The sequence below is a fragment of the Neolewinella aurantiaca genome (assembly GCF_008014675.1).
Taxonomy (GTDB): domain Bacteria; phylum Bacteroidota; class Bacteroidia; order Chitinophagales; family Saprospiraceae; genus Neolewinella; species Neolewinella aurantiaca.
Genome location: NZ_VOXD01000013.1, coordinates 35,040 through 52,144 on the forward strand (window position 1 = coordinate 35,040; position 17,105 = coordinate 52,144).

Sequence of the window (17,105 nt, forward strand, 5' to 3'; positions counted from 1 at the left end):
CTACTGCTTAAGTAAGCGGTGGGCAGAGGTCGTACCGTCTGCTTTGCGCACTCTAATGAAGTAGAGCCCGGACGGACGACCGGAGAGGTCCATCTCCTGCCCTTCAATAGCCGTTTGGGTCTCGAGGGTTTTGCCCGTTGCGTCGATCAGCGAAAGGGTAGTACCCTCCAGTTGGTCGGTACCACTCCAGCTTACCCTTATTTTATTTGAGGTAGGGTTGGGGAAGATGGAGACAGATTCTGTTCCTGCCGCAAGGGTCACCTGCCGGATATCGGAATAGGTAAAGGTTCCGTCGAGGTCTTGTTGCTTCAGGCGGTAGTGGTAGCTCTGGCCGGGCTGCGCCGTTGGGTCAGTAAACTGATAGCTGCCGGCACCACTGCGCCCAGAAGCAGCAGGTACCCAGCCAAGAGAACTAAAGGTGTTGTTTCCAACCATAGCCCGTTCTACCGAGAAGCCGTCGTTGTTTTCTTCCCGTGCGGTGGCCCAGTCAAGGATCACTACTTTACCGACAGCCTGGGCATTGAAGGAGAGCAGGTCTGTAGGCAGTGCCGATGAGGCTGGTTTGCCGAAAGCGAAACTCGAGAATCCTGAAGAGAAGTCAGCAGAGAAGTATACGCCTCCCGGAACGGTTGTCTGTGTCAGGTTTTCACCTGTTTCTACATCTCCTGGCATCGCATCGGCGAGCGGTCCGGCTGTTTTAAAGAGAACGAGGTCGCCCAACTCGTTATCCGATTCTGCCAGGTAGGCAGCAATTTCTGCGTCGGTGAAGTAGAGGGAGATAGCGTAGGTTCCGGATGGATCGTTGGTAGTTGGTGTGACGGAGATGGTTTTCGAGAAGTAGTCCCCATCGGGGAACATGGCGGTATGTCCGCCTCCGTCAGTTGTAATCTCTACTGTGGTACAGCCGAAGTCGCTCGCGCCGGTATTTTCGATGCGTGCAATTACTTCGTCTCCGGTAGGAGTAAGGAAAAAGATTTCGTCGCCGCCTTTGAAGTCATCTTCGATCGAAGTCGTAGTAGTTGCAATACCGGTTCCCGTAGCCGTGATCAGAGGATCGGTGAAAGAGAAGCTGTACAAGCCTCCGACGAGTGGGTCGTTGCGCCAGCGGAACCCAAGGTAAAACTGGGTTCCCTGAAGGAAATCGGGAAGTTGTTCGTCGAAACTACCGGTAGCGATGGTAAGAAGGATACCGTTGAAGGTCTGGAATTCCGTGAAGTCCGTCCAGGTCGTACCGTCGAAGGAGTAAGCCAGGTTGCCGTAATCTAAAGGGGTGGCGACCGGAACAGGTATTCCGTTGGGCCCGGCCTGAACGTCGGAAGGTACGTCAGTTTCTCCACCTGCGGTCCAGTCAAAACTAACGTTCAGTTGCCGTAATCCCCGGGCATCGATGAGCGGGGTTGACAGGATCAGATCGTCTGCTGCAGAGTTGCCATTGTAAACGGGAGCCACGCCTCCGGTTCCATCGATGCCGACGGTTCCGCCGTCGGCTGTTTTGAAGAAGTCGTTAGGACCTTCCAGCAGGGCGATGGTGGTCCAGTCCTCGTTGGGGGTAGATCCGTCCAGTAGGGTGACTTCTCCGTTGCCAACGCTGAGTTGAATATCGTTATCAATGAGAGTTATGGTATGCGTCAGGGAGCCGATGCTGAGGATGATGGTTTCATCGCCTTCAATTCTGGCGTCATCGATGATGTTGACGATGAATTCATGGCTGCCGAATCCGCTGGGGCCAACGGTGTAGTTGGGGTTGGAAATGGTGAAGTCTTCCCCTTCGGTAGCTGTTCCACTTACGGCTACTGTTCCGCTGGCGTTAATGGCTGCTTCAACGGTGAATGCTTTGCTGGCATCGCAGTCGTTGTTGTCCGATACGAGTTCGCCGACGGAGCTTTCGTCGAGAGTAAATCCGGCTGTAACGCCACAAACAAAAGCAGGGCCCACTCCTACGCCGTACCATGAGTTGGTAACCTGTTCTTCGAGGTTGCCACAGGCTCCGCCGCCTTCGCCAGAGGGCAGCGTGCGTACGTAAGCGATGGATGCAGCGCGTGCTTCGGCAAAAGTCGCGTTGGGCGTCAGCATCAACTCTGTACCATAAGCGATTTTTTCGGAGACTTCAAAGTCTACACCCACAACGCTGTAGGCGTCGCCTTTGTCGTTAGTTGCGCTTTCGCCGTTGGTGAGGATGTAGTACCATTTGTTCAGGACGCCGGAGTTGGTGTGTACGCCACACTGATCGTTGGCGAGACTGGGCTCACAATCCGGGTTTTGCCAGTTGGCTCCCCCGTAGGTGTCGGGGTCACCGGCTTTGTTTGGGTCGTCCATGTAGCGGAGCGCCTGCCAGCCGGCATCGGGGTACTGAATGCCGTTATCACGCTCGTCGATCTGTTCGCCAATTCCGTAAGGAGCCATCCGGTTGGCCAGGGTGGCGTCTACTTCACGGAAAACATACGCTTCAATGGCTGCTCCCCAAATATCGGAGAAGCCTTCGTTCATCGCCCCCGACTCGCTGGCGTAGACCAGATCGGCGGTAAAGGTACAAATGGCGTGGCCGATTTCGTGGCCACAAACGTCAAGACTCATCAGTGGCGCGAAGCCTGCCTGAGTACCTCCCTGAGAGCTGCCGTCGCCGTAGGTCATTGCGGTACCATTCCAGAAGGCATTGTCGTAAGCGACGCCATAGTGCAGGAAACTTTTGATGGCAATGTCGTTGTCGTCGTAGCTGGCCCGGCCGTGGACATCCAGCCAGTAGTCATAAACCATCTGGGTACCCCAGTGGGCGTCCCAGGCGACATCGTCGTTTTCGGCCTCGTTGACCGTACCACCCCGTTTGTGCTCTGCGAGGGTCCAGTTGGTATCGTCATCGGTAAAAGCTTTAGACTGGGTGTAGAGGGCTGCCAACGAAATTGGTGCGCCGCCCAGGCCATTCATGTCGTAGGTTTCAAGCCCGTCTCCACGGGTATCGTCTCGCAGTACGTACATCGGGCCTGATGCGAGAAGAAGTCCACCTCCTGCTGAGCGGCTGTCCGTAAGCGGCAGGCCACTGTTGGGGTCAAGGCCACTGCTTTCGAGGTCAATCATTATTGAGCGATCACCGGCGTACCGGGTAGTTACGGTAGTTGGCTGCGAAGCATGCTTGATGATGCGATCGTAGAGCATGATCTCGCCGGTGTGAGCGTTGACGTAAACCCAGGCACGGCTGAGTGGCTTTGAGGCATAGAGGTTGAACTTCCAGGCCAGGTCGGGGTCGTAGTTGTCGGTAGAGTAATTGTCCACGATGGTCAACTCACCACCGGGCCGGACTTCTTCCAGCTCTGCGGAAATCTGTTCCATGATGGGAGGAGCCCATACGTGACGGAGGTAATCTTCTTCGACTTGCTCCCAGGCGTACTGCTCGGCGCCAACGTAGTTTTTGGCGGAGAGCAGAGCCTCGTCGATGCTGAGGGTTGGCCTAACGTTGAGCGGTTCCAGAATTTTGTGGTGCTCCGCCGTGATGGCTTGCGGCCCCTGAGGGCCGGAAAGCAGGTTGTACCGGTCGTGTTCGACCTGCACCCCCTGGTGGAAGCGGCGGAAGAGTTGGAAGGTGATCCCTTCTTTGTTGGTCGTTGCCCGGTCGGCCCGGATTTCGTCAGCCCCCTTCTGAAGGTCGAAGTAGCCCGTAACAAGGGCCGCAGCATCCGTTGCTGCAGTTTTTTCAGGAACGAGTTCGATGACGTAGGGGGTGCCGCGCTCAGGACTCATCTCCACTTTGGAAATGTCTGGGCGGGCAGTGAGTGCTGACTTGGTGAATTGCGCAAATGCGCTGAGAGGAAGGAGAAGGCATAGCAAGGCCAGGCTTCTCCGGGAGAGGAGTAGATTAAGAGACATGTTTAAAAGGATGTTGATTTGTGTATTAACTAAAAACTAAGGCTTAAATATCGTTAAAATGTACGATGGCGGTAGTCTGTTTGGGTTTATATCGATTGCTTAGAATAAAAATAATCGACTTTTGCGTTGATTGTTGATGTTTAAAGTTATGTGTTAAGCCGTGTTTTTTAGAAGTTTATCACCTGCGATGTTTGCCTTGTATTTTTTTTGAAAAAAAAGTGCTTCAGGCGTATAAAATTTTGTCTTGAGGTAGGCAGAAGTGTGTTTTTTTGCCACGGCTTTATCCTTCCTGTGGCGAACACAGCAATTTATTTCCCCGTTTTAGTAGCCTGATCGCTACTAAATTATTGCATTATGAAAACTATCAATAGACTTTCTTTCCCCCTTTTTGTCATCATAGTCTTGCTTTTGGGCACAGGCTGTGCCGTAAGTAACACCGCCAAAGGCGGTGCAATCGGTGGTGCCGCCGGTGGCGTCGTTGGCGGAGCTATAGGTAAAAAGGGTGGAGATGGAACCAAAGGGGCCATCATCGGGGCCGTCGTAGGTGGTACGGCAGGCGCTATTCTTGGTAAATACATGGATAAACAGGCCGAAGAAATCGAGGAAGAGGTGCCCGGGGCCACCGTCGAAAAAGTAGAAACCGTAGATCCTGAAACCGGAGAGACAGTGACTGAAAGCGTGGTTATTACTTTCGACAGCGGAATCCTTTTCGAATTCAACAGCTATAAGCTGACGGTTGCGAGCCAACAGGAACTCAACCGGATGGCGGGCGTCATGAACCGTTATCCCGATACTGACTTGAGCATTGAAGGACACACCGACAGCAAGGGAACCGAGGAGTACAACCAGAAACTGAGCGAGCAGCGTGCATCGGCAGTAGCGGATTATTTTGCAACGTCAGGCATCAACCGCCAACGAATGACAATTCGCGGATTTGGGGAAATGTCGCCGGTCGCATCTAACGAGACCGACGCCGGCCGTGCAGCAAACCGCCGCGTGGAAATCAAAATACGTGGCAACGAGACCCTGAAGCAGAAGGCAAACGACGGTACACTCGTTACGCCCGAATAGGCCTTCCTCCCCGATTCCGAATCGTAATTCTTAAACTACAGCCCAATGATAGCAGCTTCGGATTCTCTCCGTTGCTGCTATTTTTATGCCATGAAATCCCTTGCTCCCACAACCCATCTTCGCGCTTTCGTGCCCGCCAAAGACTTTTCAGTCTCCCGCTCTTTCTACAAAGACCTGGGCGCTGAAGAACTCTGGTCTTCTGAAAACATGGTCTTACTTAAACTAGGCGATTCGTTCTTTTACCTACAGGATGCCTACGTAAAGGAATGGGCTGAAAACACCATGCTTTTTCTTTTCGTCCCTGACCTCGAATTGTGCTGGAGAGAACTTCAGGACCTTGACCTGGTAAACCGCTACGAAGGCATTCGTTGGAAGGAACCGACGGATTACCCGTGGGGGCTACGGGAAATTCACCTGATTGATCCGGCCGGAGTGCTTTGGCACTTCGCTACAGAGATCAGGTGACAAAATCAGGCCTCAGGGAGGCTGTCTCAAAAAAATACAGGCTGTCCTGCGCTTTGCAGGACAGCCTGTATGCTGTATACCGGTAAAGAGAAGCTTACTTCCCCTCCCGGGTAATGAATTGTTCCTCGCGCTGGCGCTTGGCTTCGCGTTCGCGAAGCTCCCGGAGTTCGCGCGCATCTTTTTCGCGTTGCTCACGCTCTTCTTCTTCTTTCATACCAGCCTTGAGTTCTTGCTCGAGCGTACCCTTGGCAGTGTTAAATTCACGAATACCCTTGCCGATGCCTTTCATCAGTTCCGGGATTTTTTTACCGCCGAAGAGCAGCAAAATCGCAAAGAAAATGACGATCATCTCGGGGCCGAGGAAGTTGAAAAGGAAAGTGGAATTAAACATTCGCTTTTATTGTTGGTCGATGCGCTGCCGTAGAATCTCGGTAGTGATCGGAATGATTATGGAGAATATGTGCAAAAATAACGCCTTTTCGTGGCATTGTGTTTCACAGGGCTGAGTTGGTAGTTGCGCAGCAACTCAGTGACTTGTCGGTTCAGCAACTTACTTCTTCAAGCCGATCTGCCGCAGCCGCTCATCGAGGTATTCACCGGCGGTGGTCGGCGGATAGTGTTGAGGGTTAGAAGGGGAGACGCAGCTTTCGAGCACGTTCAGACTCATTTCCGGACGGGGGTGCAGAAAGAAAGGAATGCTGAGACGCGGTTTGTGCCACTCCGAACGGGGTGGATTGACCACCCGGTGGGTGGTGGATTTGAGGTGGTTGTTGGTCAGTCGTTGCAGCATATCACCTACGTTGATCACGATTTCGTCGTTCTCAGGCACGATCTCCTGCCATTCTCCGGCTGCATTTTGTAGCTGAAGGCCACCAGCACTTGCACCCACCAGAAGGGTGATCAGGTTAATGTCTTCGTGCTGCTCGGCGCGGATGGCGCTGGCCGGCTCGTTCGTGATCGGGGGGTAGTGGATAGCGCGGAGGATGGAAACTCCATCTTTGGTGTACTCTCCGAAGTAGTTTTCGGGAAGGTTAAGCCCAAGAGCGATGGCCCGCAAGAGGCTGTTGCCCTTTTGCTCAAACTGACGGTAGAGTTTCATTCCCAGGTCCATGAATTCCGGAACCTCAGCTACGCGTGGGTTACGCTCTTCATCAGACATTCCTTCGGTTTCCTGGCCGATCTGAAAGAACTCCTTCAGGTCAGCAACTTTGCTCTGTTTCGCCTTCTCTTTCCCAAACGCAGTGTAGCCGCGCTGGCCCGCAGCTCCGGGAATTTCCTGCTTGCGCTTCACGTCTTCGGGCAAAGCGAAGAACTTCTTGGCCGCGACGAAGAAATCGTCGATCAGTGATTTGGGAATACCGTGACCGGTAACGCCCACGAAGCCAATGTCGTGAAAGGCTGTTCCCAGCTGTTTGATGAAGGCCTGGCGTGTGGCCTCGTCGCCGTTCTCAAAATCGGAAAGGTTGACGAGAGGGATGGTTCTGTTGGCAGACATATTGATTCGTTGTTATATAATTACGGGTAAGGTACGGGTTTGGTTGGATTGCAAACCTCTTGCTTACGTCAAAATTACGGGCGCGGCCGCAGGTGCAAAGTAAAGGTCTGGGCAAACAAGGCTCCTGAACTTAGGCTCGCCGAAGCACTTTTACGGGCGCTTTCCGTCTCTATGTAACGCCCCCTGCACCTGCGTTCGCGCCAGCAAGGGCAACATAAATTCGATCCAACAAGGTTTTTGCAGAGAGGCGCTCTAAAACAGCCATTCTACAGCCTTAGGAAATTCTTTGCCCCACCGTGCCTCGTTATGCTGGCCGTTGGGGTCTACTTCCGTTCTGAACTCCAGGTTGCCATGGTTACTGACGCGCGTTATCTCGCTCAGGAAACGAAGCATGTTCGGAACCATCGTTTTGCTTTCCGACTCGCCACCGTAGAGATAAACCTTACCGCTGAAATGCTTGGCCAGGTGCATCAGCTCGCCGGCCAGTTCGGGCGCAACCCAGAACGAGGGGCTGAAGATCATCAGCCGCTCGTAAACGTCGGGGAAATGAATCCCCGCCAGCACGCTCACGAGCCCTCCCAGCGAGCTACCTCCAATTCCGGTGTGCTGCGGTCCGGGCAGGGTCCGGAAGTTCTCATCGATGTATGGCTTAAGGGTCTTCGCCAGGAAATCGGAATACTTCTTCCCTTCACCAACGCCAAGCTTGTTCTGAAACGAAGGGGTAAACTCACTCACCCGCTGATGGTTGGCGTGGTCGATTGCGACAACGATAATATCACCAGTTCCGCGCTCGCTCATGGCGGCCAGTTGTTTGTCTACTCCCCAACTGCCGTACGGAGCGTAATCGTCGTAGAGGTTTTGTCCGTCCTGAAGATATAGCACGGGATACCTTTTGTCCGTTTCGTAGTAATCATGGGGCAGCAGAGCGGCTACCCTGCGCGTACGGATAAGCTGAGGGATCTCGAAGGCTTCATCAATAATCTCGATGCGGGGAAGAAACGCTTCGTTGTAGTGCAGGCCTGCTCCCGCCCAGTTCGTCACCCGATCGGGTAAGGTCCAGCGCTTGCTGACGTAGCGGCTGTGGTTCAGGGCGTTTTCGCCGTGCTGTCCCAGTTCCACGCATTCCCATCCGCCGCGGGTGTATTTGTACTCTACGTGGTCGATGTCATCGGGCAGGTCAAGGTATATTTCCCACTGGCCGGCCTTGGAGCCGGGCTGTAGCCGGTATGCTTCCTCTGCCACGCGCCAGTCATTAAATGAGCCTGCCACATAGATTGGCCGGTCGTCATCGGTTCCCGTTATCAGTTGTAGTTTCTTGCGACGCATGTAGTAGAGCGTGAATTGTAGCCGTATAAATTAAGGGGCACAAAATTACGATTCTCAAATCAAGTACACGTTTCGAATCATGTTTGAACTTAAAAATAAAGTCTTCGGATTCGTAACGCCCGCCCATCCTGGCGCATAAAGAGGCGATACGGGAGGCCCCTCTGCTTCCCTCTAACCCGCTTTTGCTCTCAAACAACACCATCATGAAACACCACCAGTTTCTCCTCTGCCTTGCTCTGCTCGGCGTCATTCTTTTGTGGTCCGGCTGCGACGACGAAGATCTCACCGATCCCGATTGCACCGTCGACATTCCGGTCATCTCCACCAACGTGTTGTGCGGCAACGAGCCTTACTACTTCGAAAACCTGGACGAACCTCAGGCGGGCAATCTGCCGTCGTTGCCGTTCAATTGCACCACCTCCGGGATGGAGCGCATTGTACGGATCGATGAGCCAGCCGACGGAGATTTCTACCTCCAGCTCTATGTCGGCGTTGCCGCTACCGTTCACTTTCAGGTGTTTGGTGCCAACTGCGAAGACAACGTGGTCCCCATCACGGGCTGCCTGCAGTCCGACGCAGTCGCGGTTTCGGAGAGAATCGTTTCTGCAAACGATTTCGAAGATGTCTACGTCGTTATCGATTACACCCTCTTTACCTCAGCTAACCACCTGGCCGATTATGTACTGGGCCCTGATGAATTCATTGGCGTAGCCGCGATCGATGAACTGCCGCAAACCGATGCTATTGATTACCGCGACCAGTCTTCCACTTATGAAGGCCCCGGACGATTGGCTTTCTCCTGCGACGGAGGAACCTTTCAGCGCGTGATCATCGGTAGCTGCAACAACAAAGCCGATGTTTACGCCTGGGCCCGGGAAATGGGGCTGCCCATCAGCGAAGCCTACCAGGGCGAAGGTGGTACCACCGTTGCGCTTGACATCCCGGAAGGGATGTCTCCCAATGCCGTAGGTGGCATGGGCGATAAGCCCCTCACTAAGCCCCGCCGGCCCAAGGCAGATTCCTCCGACTTTTTCATCGAAGAAGATTACATCATTGAGGTGTCCACGCTCGGCAATGGCTTATTTGATGGCAATGACATCTCCATCCCTGAGGAGGCCCTTCCGTGTCTTGCTTATCAGCCCCGCAACGGGTCGCGTCCGGGAGGAGGCAACGTGATCGTAAATATGATTGACAGCGGAATCGAAATCGGCGGCGCCTTCAACGACGACTTTCAGGGTTTTATCTATCAGGATGAGTACGAATCGGCTTTTGCTCAGCCAGGGCTGTTCGGTTTCGACTATTTGCGGGGCGATTTCGAGCCAAATGATGAGATTGGTCATGGCACTGCAACCGCTGGCACGGTGATAGGCGACTATCGGGGTGATGCTCCGCTTACCGTCTTCCACAGCAAGATTTTTGGAATCAATGGCCTGGCGAGTTATTTCGGCGCTGTCGTTGCGACCAACGAGGCCGTAGATATGAAAAGTACGATCATCAACATGAGTTGGGGCATACCGCTGGAAGAAGCTCCGCAAGCCCTGACCTGTGCTGTTCAGCGGGCTGCCAGTCAGGGTGTCGTAATCGTTACTACTGCCGGAAACGAAAACGCCAACATCGATGCTGCACCTCAATGGCCGGGAGCTTTTGGCCTTCAAAATGGTTTCGAGAATGTAATTACTGTAGCCTCGATGCAGTACCCCAATAATAATATTGATGAAGATCCGGTAAAGGCTTCTTTCTCGAATTTTAGCAACCAACGCGTTAACGTTGCAGCCTACCTGACCTCACAGTCTCCCGCGTTCATGGCAACTGACCTGGATGATTTCGATTACATCGGGGGCACTTCCATCTCCGCACCGCTCATCACGCGTAGTCTCGCCGCCTATCTTGGTCCTAACGGAGGCGGTTTGGCGTTGTGGACAGCGGAGAGACTGGAAAGGTCTTCCCAACTCAATAGCCTGGGGCAGGTGTACGAAGGCCTTTATTTACCCGTTTGTTCAGGCTTCTGAACTCTTCACTATTAGTTGTTAAGCTGGCACGCTCTGTTCGCATGAATTTGCGGTCAGAGCGTGCTTGTTTCCGGGCGCGGCCGCAGGTGCAGAGAAGGGTAGGGGAGCAGGCAAGGTTATTTAACCTGCTATTCACAACGATTAACAGTTGGCGGTATTCGTAGTGCTTAATTTAGCGGTATGCACCATTACTTCCTGTTATTCTGTCTGGTTTTTCTCTCTGCCTGCTTTAATGACTCCGCCGACGGAAGCCGCTTGATTCCGCTGTCTGATGTGGTCTCTTCTCCCGCACCGGACCCGTACCAGCCGTTGGACAAAATCATCCGCAGAGGAGATTTCGTCAAGGAAAAGAGCGGACTTAGTGAGGCGTACCTCGACGAAGTGCTTCATAACCGTATTCGCCGCCCTGCTGCCAACCTTGTTCTTAACGGAGACTCGTTACAGGTCTGTATTTCTTCGGTCGGGGCTCCCGGCGAAGAATGGGCGGCATCCCACGACTTGATATACCTCAACGCGTGGGGAGATACGTTGAGTCCTCTGGCGATGAGTTTGGGTCCGGATCATCTTGGGATGGTGAGCCCACAGACTATTCTGAAGATAAACCGCCGTACTTACCTGCTCAATATGCTCGACGAAAGCCGGTCACACATCGGAATCTCGGAGTTGGAAGATGCCCGGGATTTGCCCGTTGCAGCAAGCCTTACGACCCGGTACAAAAAATTATCGGTGCTGGATACTAACGACGAACCAACCCGTATTTCCCGGATGCCGGATAAAGAGCTCTTTGTGCTCTTCATGAATTTCCCCGAGGGGGCAGAAGAAATCCTGACTGCTTACCGGAAATTCACCGAGCTACCGATCAGGAAGCAAGAAAAAACCCAGGTCGCCGTAGTCAATCGCTACACCCGTGCACCGGCAGAAATTAAGGCTTTCTTCCTCGACAACGAAATCGGTTTCCCGCTTTACTTCGAAGGACCAGTCACCTGCGCTAACCTTCCCTGCCACGAGCGCTTTCCGTATTTCCTGAAAGTAAATACCGCTGGCAGAATCACAGATTATTACGGTTGGATGGAGGAGCTCGGTTGGTAGAAACTTATCCCTGCACCTGCGTTCGCGCCTTCTGATTGTTGCAGGGCCACAAATAGGTCATTAAAAGCATCTTATCTTTGCCCGCCAAAAAGAACCACATATGAAAATTGCAGTAGTAGGAACCGGCTATGTCGGCCTCGTAACCGGAACGTGCTTTGCCGAAACCGGCAATGACGTTATTTGTGTAGACATCGATGCCGCGAAGGTTGAGAAAATGCGCAACGGTGAAGTACCAATTTATGAGCCTGATCTCGATGTTTTGTTCGAGCGAAACCAGCGCCAGGGGCGGTTGAAATTCACAACTGACCTCAAATCCGCCGTCGATCATGCCGACGTGATCTTCCTCGCACTGCCTACACCACCCGGAGCCGATGGCTCCGCAGATCTGAGGTTTATCCTCGGAGTCGCAAAAGACCTTAGCGGAATGATCAGCCACTACACCGTAGTGGTCGATAAAAGCACCGTCCCCGTAGGTACCGCCGAGCGCGTACACGAAGCCCTGGCTAAAAACCTGGACGAAAGCCTGTTCGACGTTGTATCCAATCCTGAGTTTCTCCGGGAAGGAGTGGCCGTCGATGATTTCCTGAAGCCCGACCGCGTCGTGATCGGCACTAACAGTGAAAAGGCCGAAGAAGTGATGCGCCGCCTCTACGAACCTTTCGTTCGCTCGGGTAACCCGATCATTTTCATGGACATCCGCTCCGCCGAAATGACAAAATACGCTGCCAATTCCTACCTCGCTACACGGATCAGTTTCATGAACGAAATCGCTAACCTTTGCGAGGAAGTTGGCGCTGATGTAGACGCAGTGCGCAAGGGGATGGGCAGTGACAGCCGTATCGGAAAGCGATTCCTCTTCCCCGGCGTCGGTTACGGAGGCAGCTGCTTTCCGAAAGACGTGCAGGCCCTGGCCCGCACCGCGGGGCAAAACGACTACGATTTCCAGATCCTCAACGCCGTTATGGCGGTCAACGATCGCCAGCGGTTGCGTATCGCGGATAAGATCGAAGCCTACTACGGAGACGACCTGAAGGGTAAAACCATTGCGCTGTGGGGCCTCGCCTTTAAGCCCAATACGGACGATATCCGGGAAGCTCCCGCGCTTTACACCATCGATCGCCTCCTTGCGGCCGGAGCCAATGTACGCGCCTACGACCCCGAAGCGATGGACAACGTAAAGGAACTCTACGGCGATAAAATTACTTTCTGTGAAGACCAGTACGCTGCGTTGGAAGGTGCAGACGCCCTGGCCATCGTCACCGAATGGTCGGCCTTCCGGACGCCCGATTTTGGCCGGATGCAGGAAGCACTCAATCACAGCGTTATCTTCGACGGACGTAACCTCTACGATCTTCGCCGGATGGTGGAAGCCGGATTTTACTACGATTCTATTGGACGGGGGGTGGTTAAATAGTCAGATGTCCGGGTAGTCAGATAGTGGCTGCCGAGCCTTCTGCAGACAGCGCCAGATTTGTTTACGTTCAAAAGCAAGCATAGCGCAGGAAGTGAGCTCAATCTCAGTACTATTTGATTACCTGGCTACCTTGATTATCTTACTACTATGAAAATAGCCATCATCGGAACCGCTTACCCTTACCGGGGAGGGCTTGCTGCCTTCAACGAACGGTTGGCGGTTGAGCTGGCAAAAAATCATGAAGTAGCCATCTTTACTTTCACGCTGCAGTATCCGGGGTTTCTCTTCCCGGGGAAGTCGCAGTACACCGATGGCCCGGCTCCGGAGGGATTAAAGATCGTGCGGAACATCAACTCGGTAAACCCGCTGAGTTGGTACTCCGCCGGCCGGCAGATCAAAAGAGAAGGATTTGACCTCGCCATCATTGGCTTCTGGCTTCCGTTCATGGGCCCTGCTCTCGGTACCGTAGGGCGGCTGACCGGCTGCCCGGTGATTTCGGTAGTGCACAACATCATCCCGCACGAGCCGCGGCCGGGAGATGTGGCCTTTGCCCGGTATTACTGTGGCGCATCGGATGGTTTCCTTTCGTTGACAGATTCGGTGGCGGAAGATCTGAAGCGATTCATTGGGGATAAGCCCTCGGTAGTTTCCCCGCACCCGGTGTACGACCACTTTGGGGAAAGGACCGCCAGAGAAACGGCGCTCGGGAAATTGGACTTACCGACCGATAAAGAATACTTGCTCTTCTTCGGTCTGATCCGGGACTATAAAGGGCTCGATCTTCTGTTGGAGGCTTTAGGCGATGAACGCTTCGAAAACCGGAACCTGCATTTACTGGTGGCGGGAGAATTCTATACCGAGCGTTCGGTCTATGACAGCATCATCGAAAAGCACGGGCTGGGCGATCGTGTAACCATTATTGCTCAATTCATCCCGGACGAGGAAGTTGCCGACTATTTCAACGCTGCAGACTTGTTGGTGCAGCCTTACAAAACCGCAACCCAAAGCGGCGTAACTCAAATCGCTTACCACTTCGAAAAGCCGATGATCGTGACCGATGTAGGCGGTTTGGCCGAAATGTGCCCGGACGGTCGGGTAGGCTACGTTGTGGATCCTCAGCCCGCGGCGATTGCGGATGCCATTGTGCGTTACTTCGACGCTACCGACCGGGAAGCCATGCAGGAAATGATCCGGAAAGAAAAACGGAGGTACGACTGGGGCACAATGGCAGACGCCGTGCTGCAGCTTGCCGCTGATGTTGCTCGCCGGCGCGAAAGAGGGTAGTAGAAAGCACAAACCATCGTCTGATCATTGTTGTCCGCGACGTTTTGAGGTCGTTAACAATTGATGAGATTTGAAGCTCAACCTCAGTAGATTACTGGTTTTGCAGGGTAGAAAATCAGCCCGCCTCTCTCGACAATGACTGAGCAGGGGCTGAACTGAAAAAAAGAAATATTACATTTGTAGTATTGAGCGCGTTATCTAAAACTAAGTAAACTGCAGTACCGTTTACTTTCCTATTGGCAAAGAAGCCCTTGCCGCGCCGTACTTTTGCCCCGTTTCGCTAATTCCTCTGCCTATGTTACGTCATTCTCTAACGCTGATCATCGCCCTTTTTGCCCTGACGCTGTCTGCTCAGTTTGGCAACCCCATCAGCTGGGACTTTTCCTTCAAACAGGTGGAAGGAGATGAGTTTGAGCTTATTGCTACTTCTTATGCAGAGGATGGTTACATGATTTACAGTCAGTTTACCCCCGAAGGTGGCCCGATACCAACGGTATTTACGTGGGAGCCGGGCGAGCACTATGAACTGATTGGCAGAACGGAAGAAGAAGGTCACCTCAAATCAGGTATGGACGAGATGTTTGGCATCGAGGTCAACAAATTCTTGCCGGACCGCCCCGTGACCTGGACGCAGCGCGTAAAGGTGAAAGATTACGGCACGCCGATTGAAATGATGGTAGAGTGGATGTGCTGCGACGACGAGGAATGCCTGCCACCTACCGATGAGATTCACAGCTTCGTACTGCCCGCTCCGGCACCAGCCCCGGACCCTGCACCTGAAAATAAGCCAGCACCGGAGAACGAAGGAACAGACGGTGATGAAGCCGGGCAAGAGGATGTTGCCCAGGTCTCAAAACCATCCCCTGCACCTGCGGCCCCCCGCCCGGAACCACAAACGGCACAGCCCGCACCCGCAAAAGAAACGACCCCGGTAAAGCCCGAAGCAGAATCGGTCGAACCCGAAACACCAGCCTCCACTGATTTGCCAGTAAAGGGCACTTACGAAGTCAAAGGCCCTGCCCCCAGCGAACGCGCACCCGTAAGCTGGGATGCGAAAGCAGAAGACCTCGGCAACGGCACTTACCGCATTTCTATGACCGGAACGATGTTGCCGGAATGGACGATTTACAGCAAAGATGTGGATCCGGACGTAGGTCCCATCCCCACTACTTTCGTTGTTCAGAACAACGACAAGGCAAAGACGGTGGGTGAAGTCTCGGAAAAAAGTGCTACACTAATCGAAAAATTTGATAAAGCCTGGGACACGGTCGTCGCCAAAATAGATGGCGGAACAGTGGTGTATAGCCAACTGGTTGAAGTGCCGGCGGGCAGTAAAATAAGCGGCTACCTCGAGTATCAAACGTGTGATGGCGAGATGTGCCTGCCCCCGACTGAAGTCCCCTTCTCGCTGGACCTCGCCGAAAAGACACCTGTACTGATGCTGGACGGCCTCACCGCTTCGGATGCACCGGTTGCTCCCGCAGCTCCTGCTGGCGAAGTGAACACTGCCCTGCCCAACGAACTCGGCATCAGCGTTCCTTTCAACCCCGAACCCGTAGGTGATTGCAGCGTGGGCGCCAAAGAAACTGCCGGTAAAAGCCTGTGGGCCATCTTCGGTCTCGGCCTCCTCGGTGGCCTTTTCGCCATGCTGATGCCCTGCATCTTCCCGATGATTCCGCTGACGGTGAGCTTCTTCACCAAAAGCGGCGGTAGTAGAGGCGAAGGCATCCGCAAGGCGGGCCTCTACGGCTTCTTCATTTTCCTGATCTACGTACTGCTGAGTGCGCCCTTTCACCTGCTGGACGGCTTAGACCCCAGCATCCTCAACAACATCGCGAGTAGCGTTACCCTCAACGTTATTTTCTTTGTTGTCTTCATCTTTTTTGCCGGTAGCTTTTTCGGCTTTTACGAACTCACGCTGCCCGAAAGCTGGAGCAACCGCGCAAGCCGGGCCGAAGGCACCGGCGGCATCGCCGGTATTTTCTTCATGGCGCTCACTCTGGCTTTGGTTTCTTTCAGCTGTACTGGTCCTATCCTGGGTAGTCTTTTGGTGGAAGCCGTAAGTGGTGGCGCGTGGCCGCTGACCGCAGGGATGGCCGGCTTCGGCGTGGCGCTCGGTCTGCCGTTCGCGCTTTTCGCAGCCTTCCCCGGCTTCCTGAACAGTATGCCGAAGAGCGGCGGCTGGCTGAACAGCGTAAAGGTGGTGCTTGGTTTTGTGGAGGTCGCACTGGCTTTCAAATTCCTGAGTACGGCCGATCTGGTTGGTAATTGGGACCTGCTGCGCATCGAGCCTTTCCTCGTCGTCTGGATTCTCTGCGCACTTGGCATCGCAGCCTACTTACTTGGCTTTATCAACTTCCCTCTGGACAGCAAAAACAGAAAGAGGAGTACCCTGGGTGTAGCGCTGGCAGTTGGAGCTCTCGTGCTTACCGGTTACCTCGCAATCGGCCTTACGGCAGACAGCGATACCGGAACGTACACCGGCCGCAAACTGATGAGTGGTATCGCTCCTCCGGTTTGTTACAATTACTTCTTGCCTTGCGATGAGGACAAAAACATAACTCCTTTCAAAGATCTGGAAGAAGGATTGGCTTACGCCCGTGAAGTAAATAAGCCGGTAATGCTGGACTTCACCGGCTACTCCTGTGTCAACTGCCGTAAAATGGAAGAGCACGTATGGACAGAGCAAAAGATCAAGCGTTATCTGACCGATGAGTATGTTATCATCAGTCTCTACGTCGACGAGCGCAAGCCGTTACCCGAAGAGCAACACATCGAGGTTGACCGAATGGATGGGTCGGGCCGCAAGAGACTGATCAATACCGTTGGTAAGAAGTGGCAATACCTGCAGCAGTCTGTCTATTCCAAGTTGTCGCAGCCGTATTACGTTCTGGTCGATCCGGACGGTACCACCCTGAATCCGCCCGTTGCCTACACGGCCGATGTGGATACTTATGAGGACTTCCTGGAGTGTGGCCTGGCTACCTACCGGAAACTGGAGAGTAGTAAGTAGAGGGTATAGTTGCCGAACTCACGAAGTGGGTGTTTCCCTGCAGGAGCACTACTCCCCATCTTCTACACACTCAAAAAGGGC

11 protein-coding genes are annotated in these 17,105 nt (G+C 53.6%); 7 read left to right on the forward strand and 4 right to left on the reverse strand.

Features of this window, described 5'->3' with window-relative positions:
- Nucleotides 1-3,858 (reverse strand): M4 family metallopeptidase, encoded by a 3,858-nt coding sequence (locus FUA23_RS09930; RefSeq protein ID WP_147930588.1) that lies wholly within the window; start codon nucleotides 3,856-3,858, stop codon nucleotides 1-3.
- Between the two features lie 354 nt (nucleotides 3,859-4,212).
- On the opposite strand from FUA23_RS09930, the gene FUA23_RS09935 reads away from it, so the two are divergent.
- Together FUA23_RS09935 and FUA23_RS09940 are read left to right on the forward strand one after the other, a co-directional pair.
- A complete protein-coding gene (locus FUA23_RS09935) occupies nucleotides 4,213-4,929 on the forward strand; it encodes an OmpA family protein (protein WP_147930589.1) in 717 nt (238 codons plus the stop codon).
- A 90-nt stretch (nucleotides 4,930-5,019) separates the two neighbouring features.
- A complete protein-coding gene (locus FUA23_RS09940; RefSeq protein WP_147930590.1) occupies nucleotides 5,020-5,394 on the forward strand; it encodes a VOC family protein in 375 nt (124 codons plus the stop codon).
- A 94-nt stretch (nucleotides 5,395-5,488) separates the two neighbouring features.
- On the opposite strand, the gene FUA23_RS09945 is transcribed toward FUA23_RS09940, so the two are convergent.
- From FUA23_RS09945 to FUA23_RS09955, 3 genes are all read right to left on the reverse strand, one after another.
- A complete protein-coding gene (locus FUA23_RS09945) occupies nucleotides 5,489-5,785 on the reverse strand; it encodes a Sec-independent protein translocase subunit TatA/TatB (RefSeq protein WP_147930591.1) in 297 nt (98 codons plus the stop codon).
- A gap of 159 nt (nucleotides 5,786-5,944) precedes the next feature.
- Nucleotides 5,945-6,889 (reverse strand): isopenicillin N synthase family dioxygenase, encoded by a 945-nt coding sequence (locus FUA23_RS09950; RefSeq protein ID WP_147930592.1) that lies wholly within the window; start codon nucleotides 6,887-6,889, stop codon nucleotides 5,945-5,947.
- Between the two features lie 252 nt (nucleotides 6,890-7,141).
- A complete protein-coding gene (locus FUA23_RS09955; protein ID WP_147930593.1) occupies nucleotides 7,142-8,215 on the reverse strand; it encodes an alpha/beta hydrolase-fold protein in 1,074 nt (357 codons plus the stop codon).
- Nucleotides 8,216-8,418: 203 nt separating this feature from the next.
- On the opposite strand from FUA23_RS09955, the gene FUA23_RS09960 reads away from it, so the two are divergent.
- The 5 genes from FUA23_RS09960 (at nucleotide 8,419) to FUA23_RS09980 (ending at nucleotide 17,024) form a co-directional block, all read left to right on the forward strand.
- Nucleotides 8,419-10,224 carry a S8 family peptidase gene (locus tag FUA23_RS09960; RefSeq protein ID WP_147930594.1) on the forward strand — a complete coding sequence of 602 codons (1,806 nt, stop codon included), beginning with the start codon at nucleotides 8,419-8,421 and terminating at the stop codon, nucleotides 10,222-10,224.
- A gap of 180 nt (nucleotides 10,225-10,404) precedes the next feature.
- Entirely contained in the window at nucleotides 10,405-11,313 is a 909-nt protein-coding gene (locus tag FUA23_RS09965) for a hypothetical protein (protein WP_147930595.1), read from the forward strand.
- A gap of 100 nt (nucleotides 11,314-11,413) precedes the next feature.
- Nucleotides 11,414-12,727, forward strand: coding sequence for a UDP-glucose dehydrogenase family protein (locus tag FUA23_RS09970; protein ID WP_147930596.1), 1,314 nt, complete (start codon nucleotides 11,414-11,416; stop codon nucleotides 12,725-12,727).
- 147 nt (nucleotides 12,728-12,874) lie between these two features.
- The gene (locus FUA23_RS09975) at nucleotides 12,875-14,011 is read left to right on the forward strand and encodes a glycosyltransferase (protein WP_147930597.1); all 1,137 of its coding nucleotides are present in this window, start codon (nucleotides 12,875-12,877) and stop codon (nucleotides 14,009-14,011) included.
- A 295-nt stretch (nucleotides 14,012-14,306) separates the two neighbouring features.
- Nucleotides 14,307-17,024: a protein-disulfide reductase DsbD family protein gene (locus tag FUA23_RS09980; RefSeq protein ID WP_147930598.1), complete on the forward strand. Its 2,718-nt coding sequence runs from the start codon at nucleotides 14,307-14,309 to the stop codon at nucleotides 17,022-17,024.
- The last annotated feature ends 81 nt before the right edge of the window (nucleotides 17,025-17,105 follow it).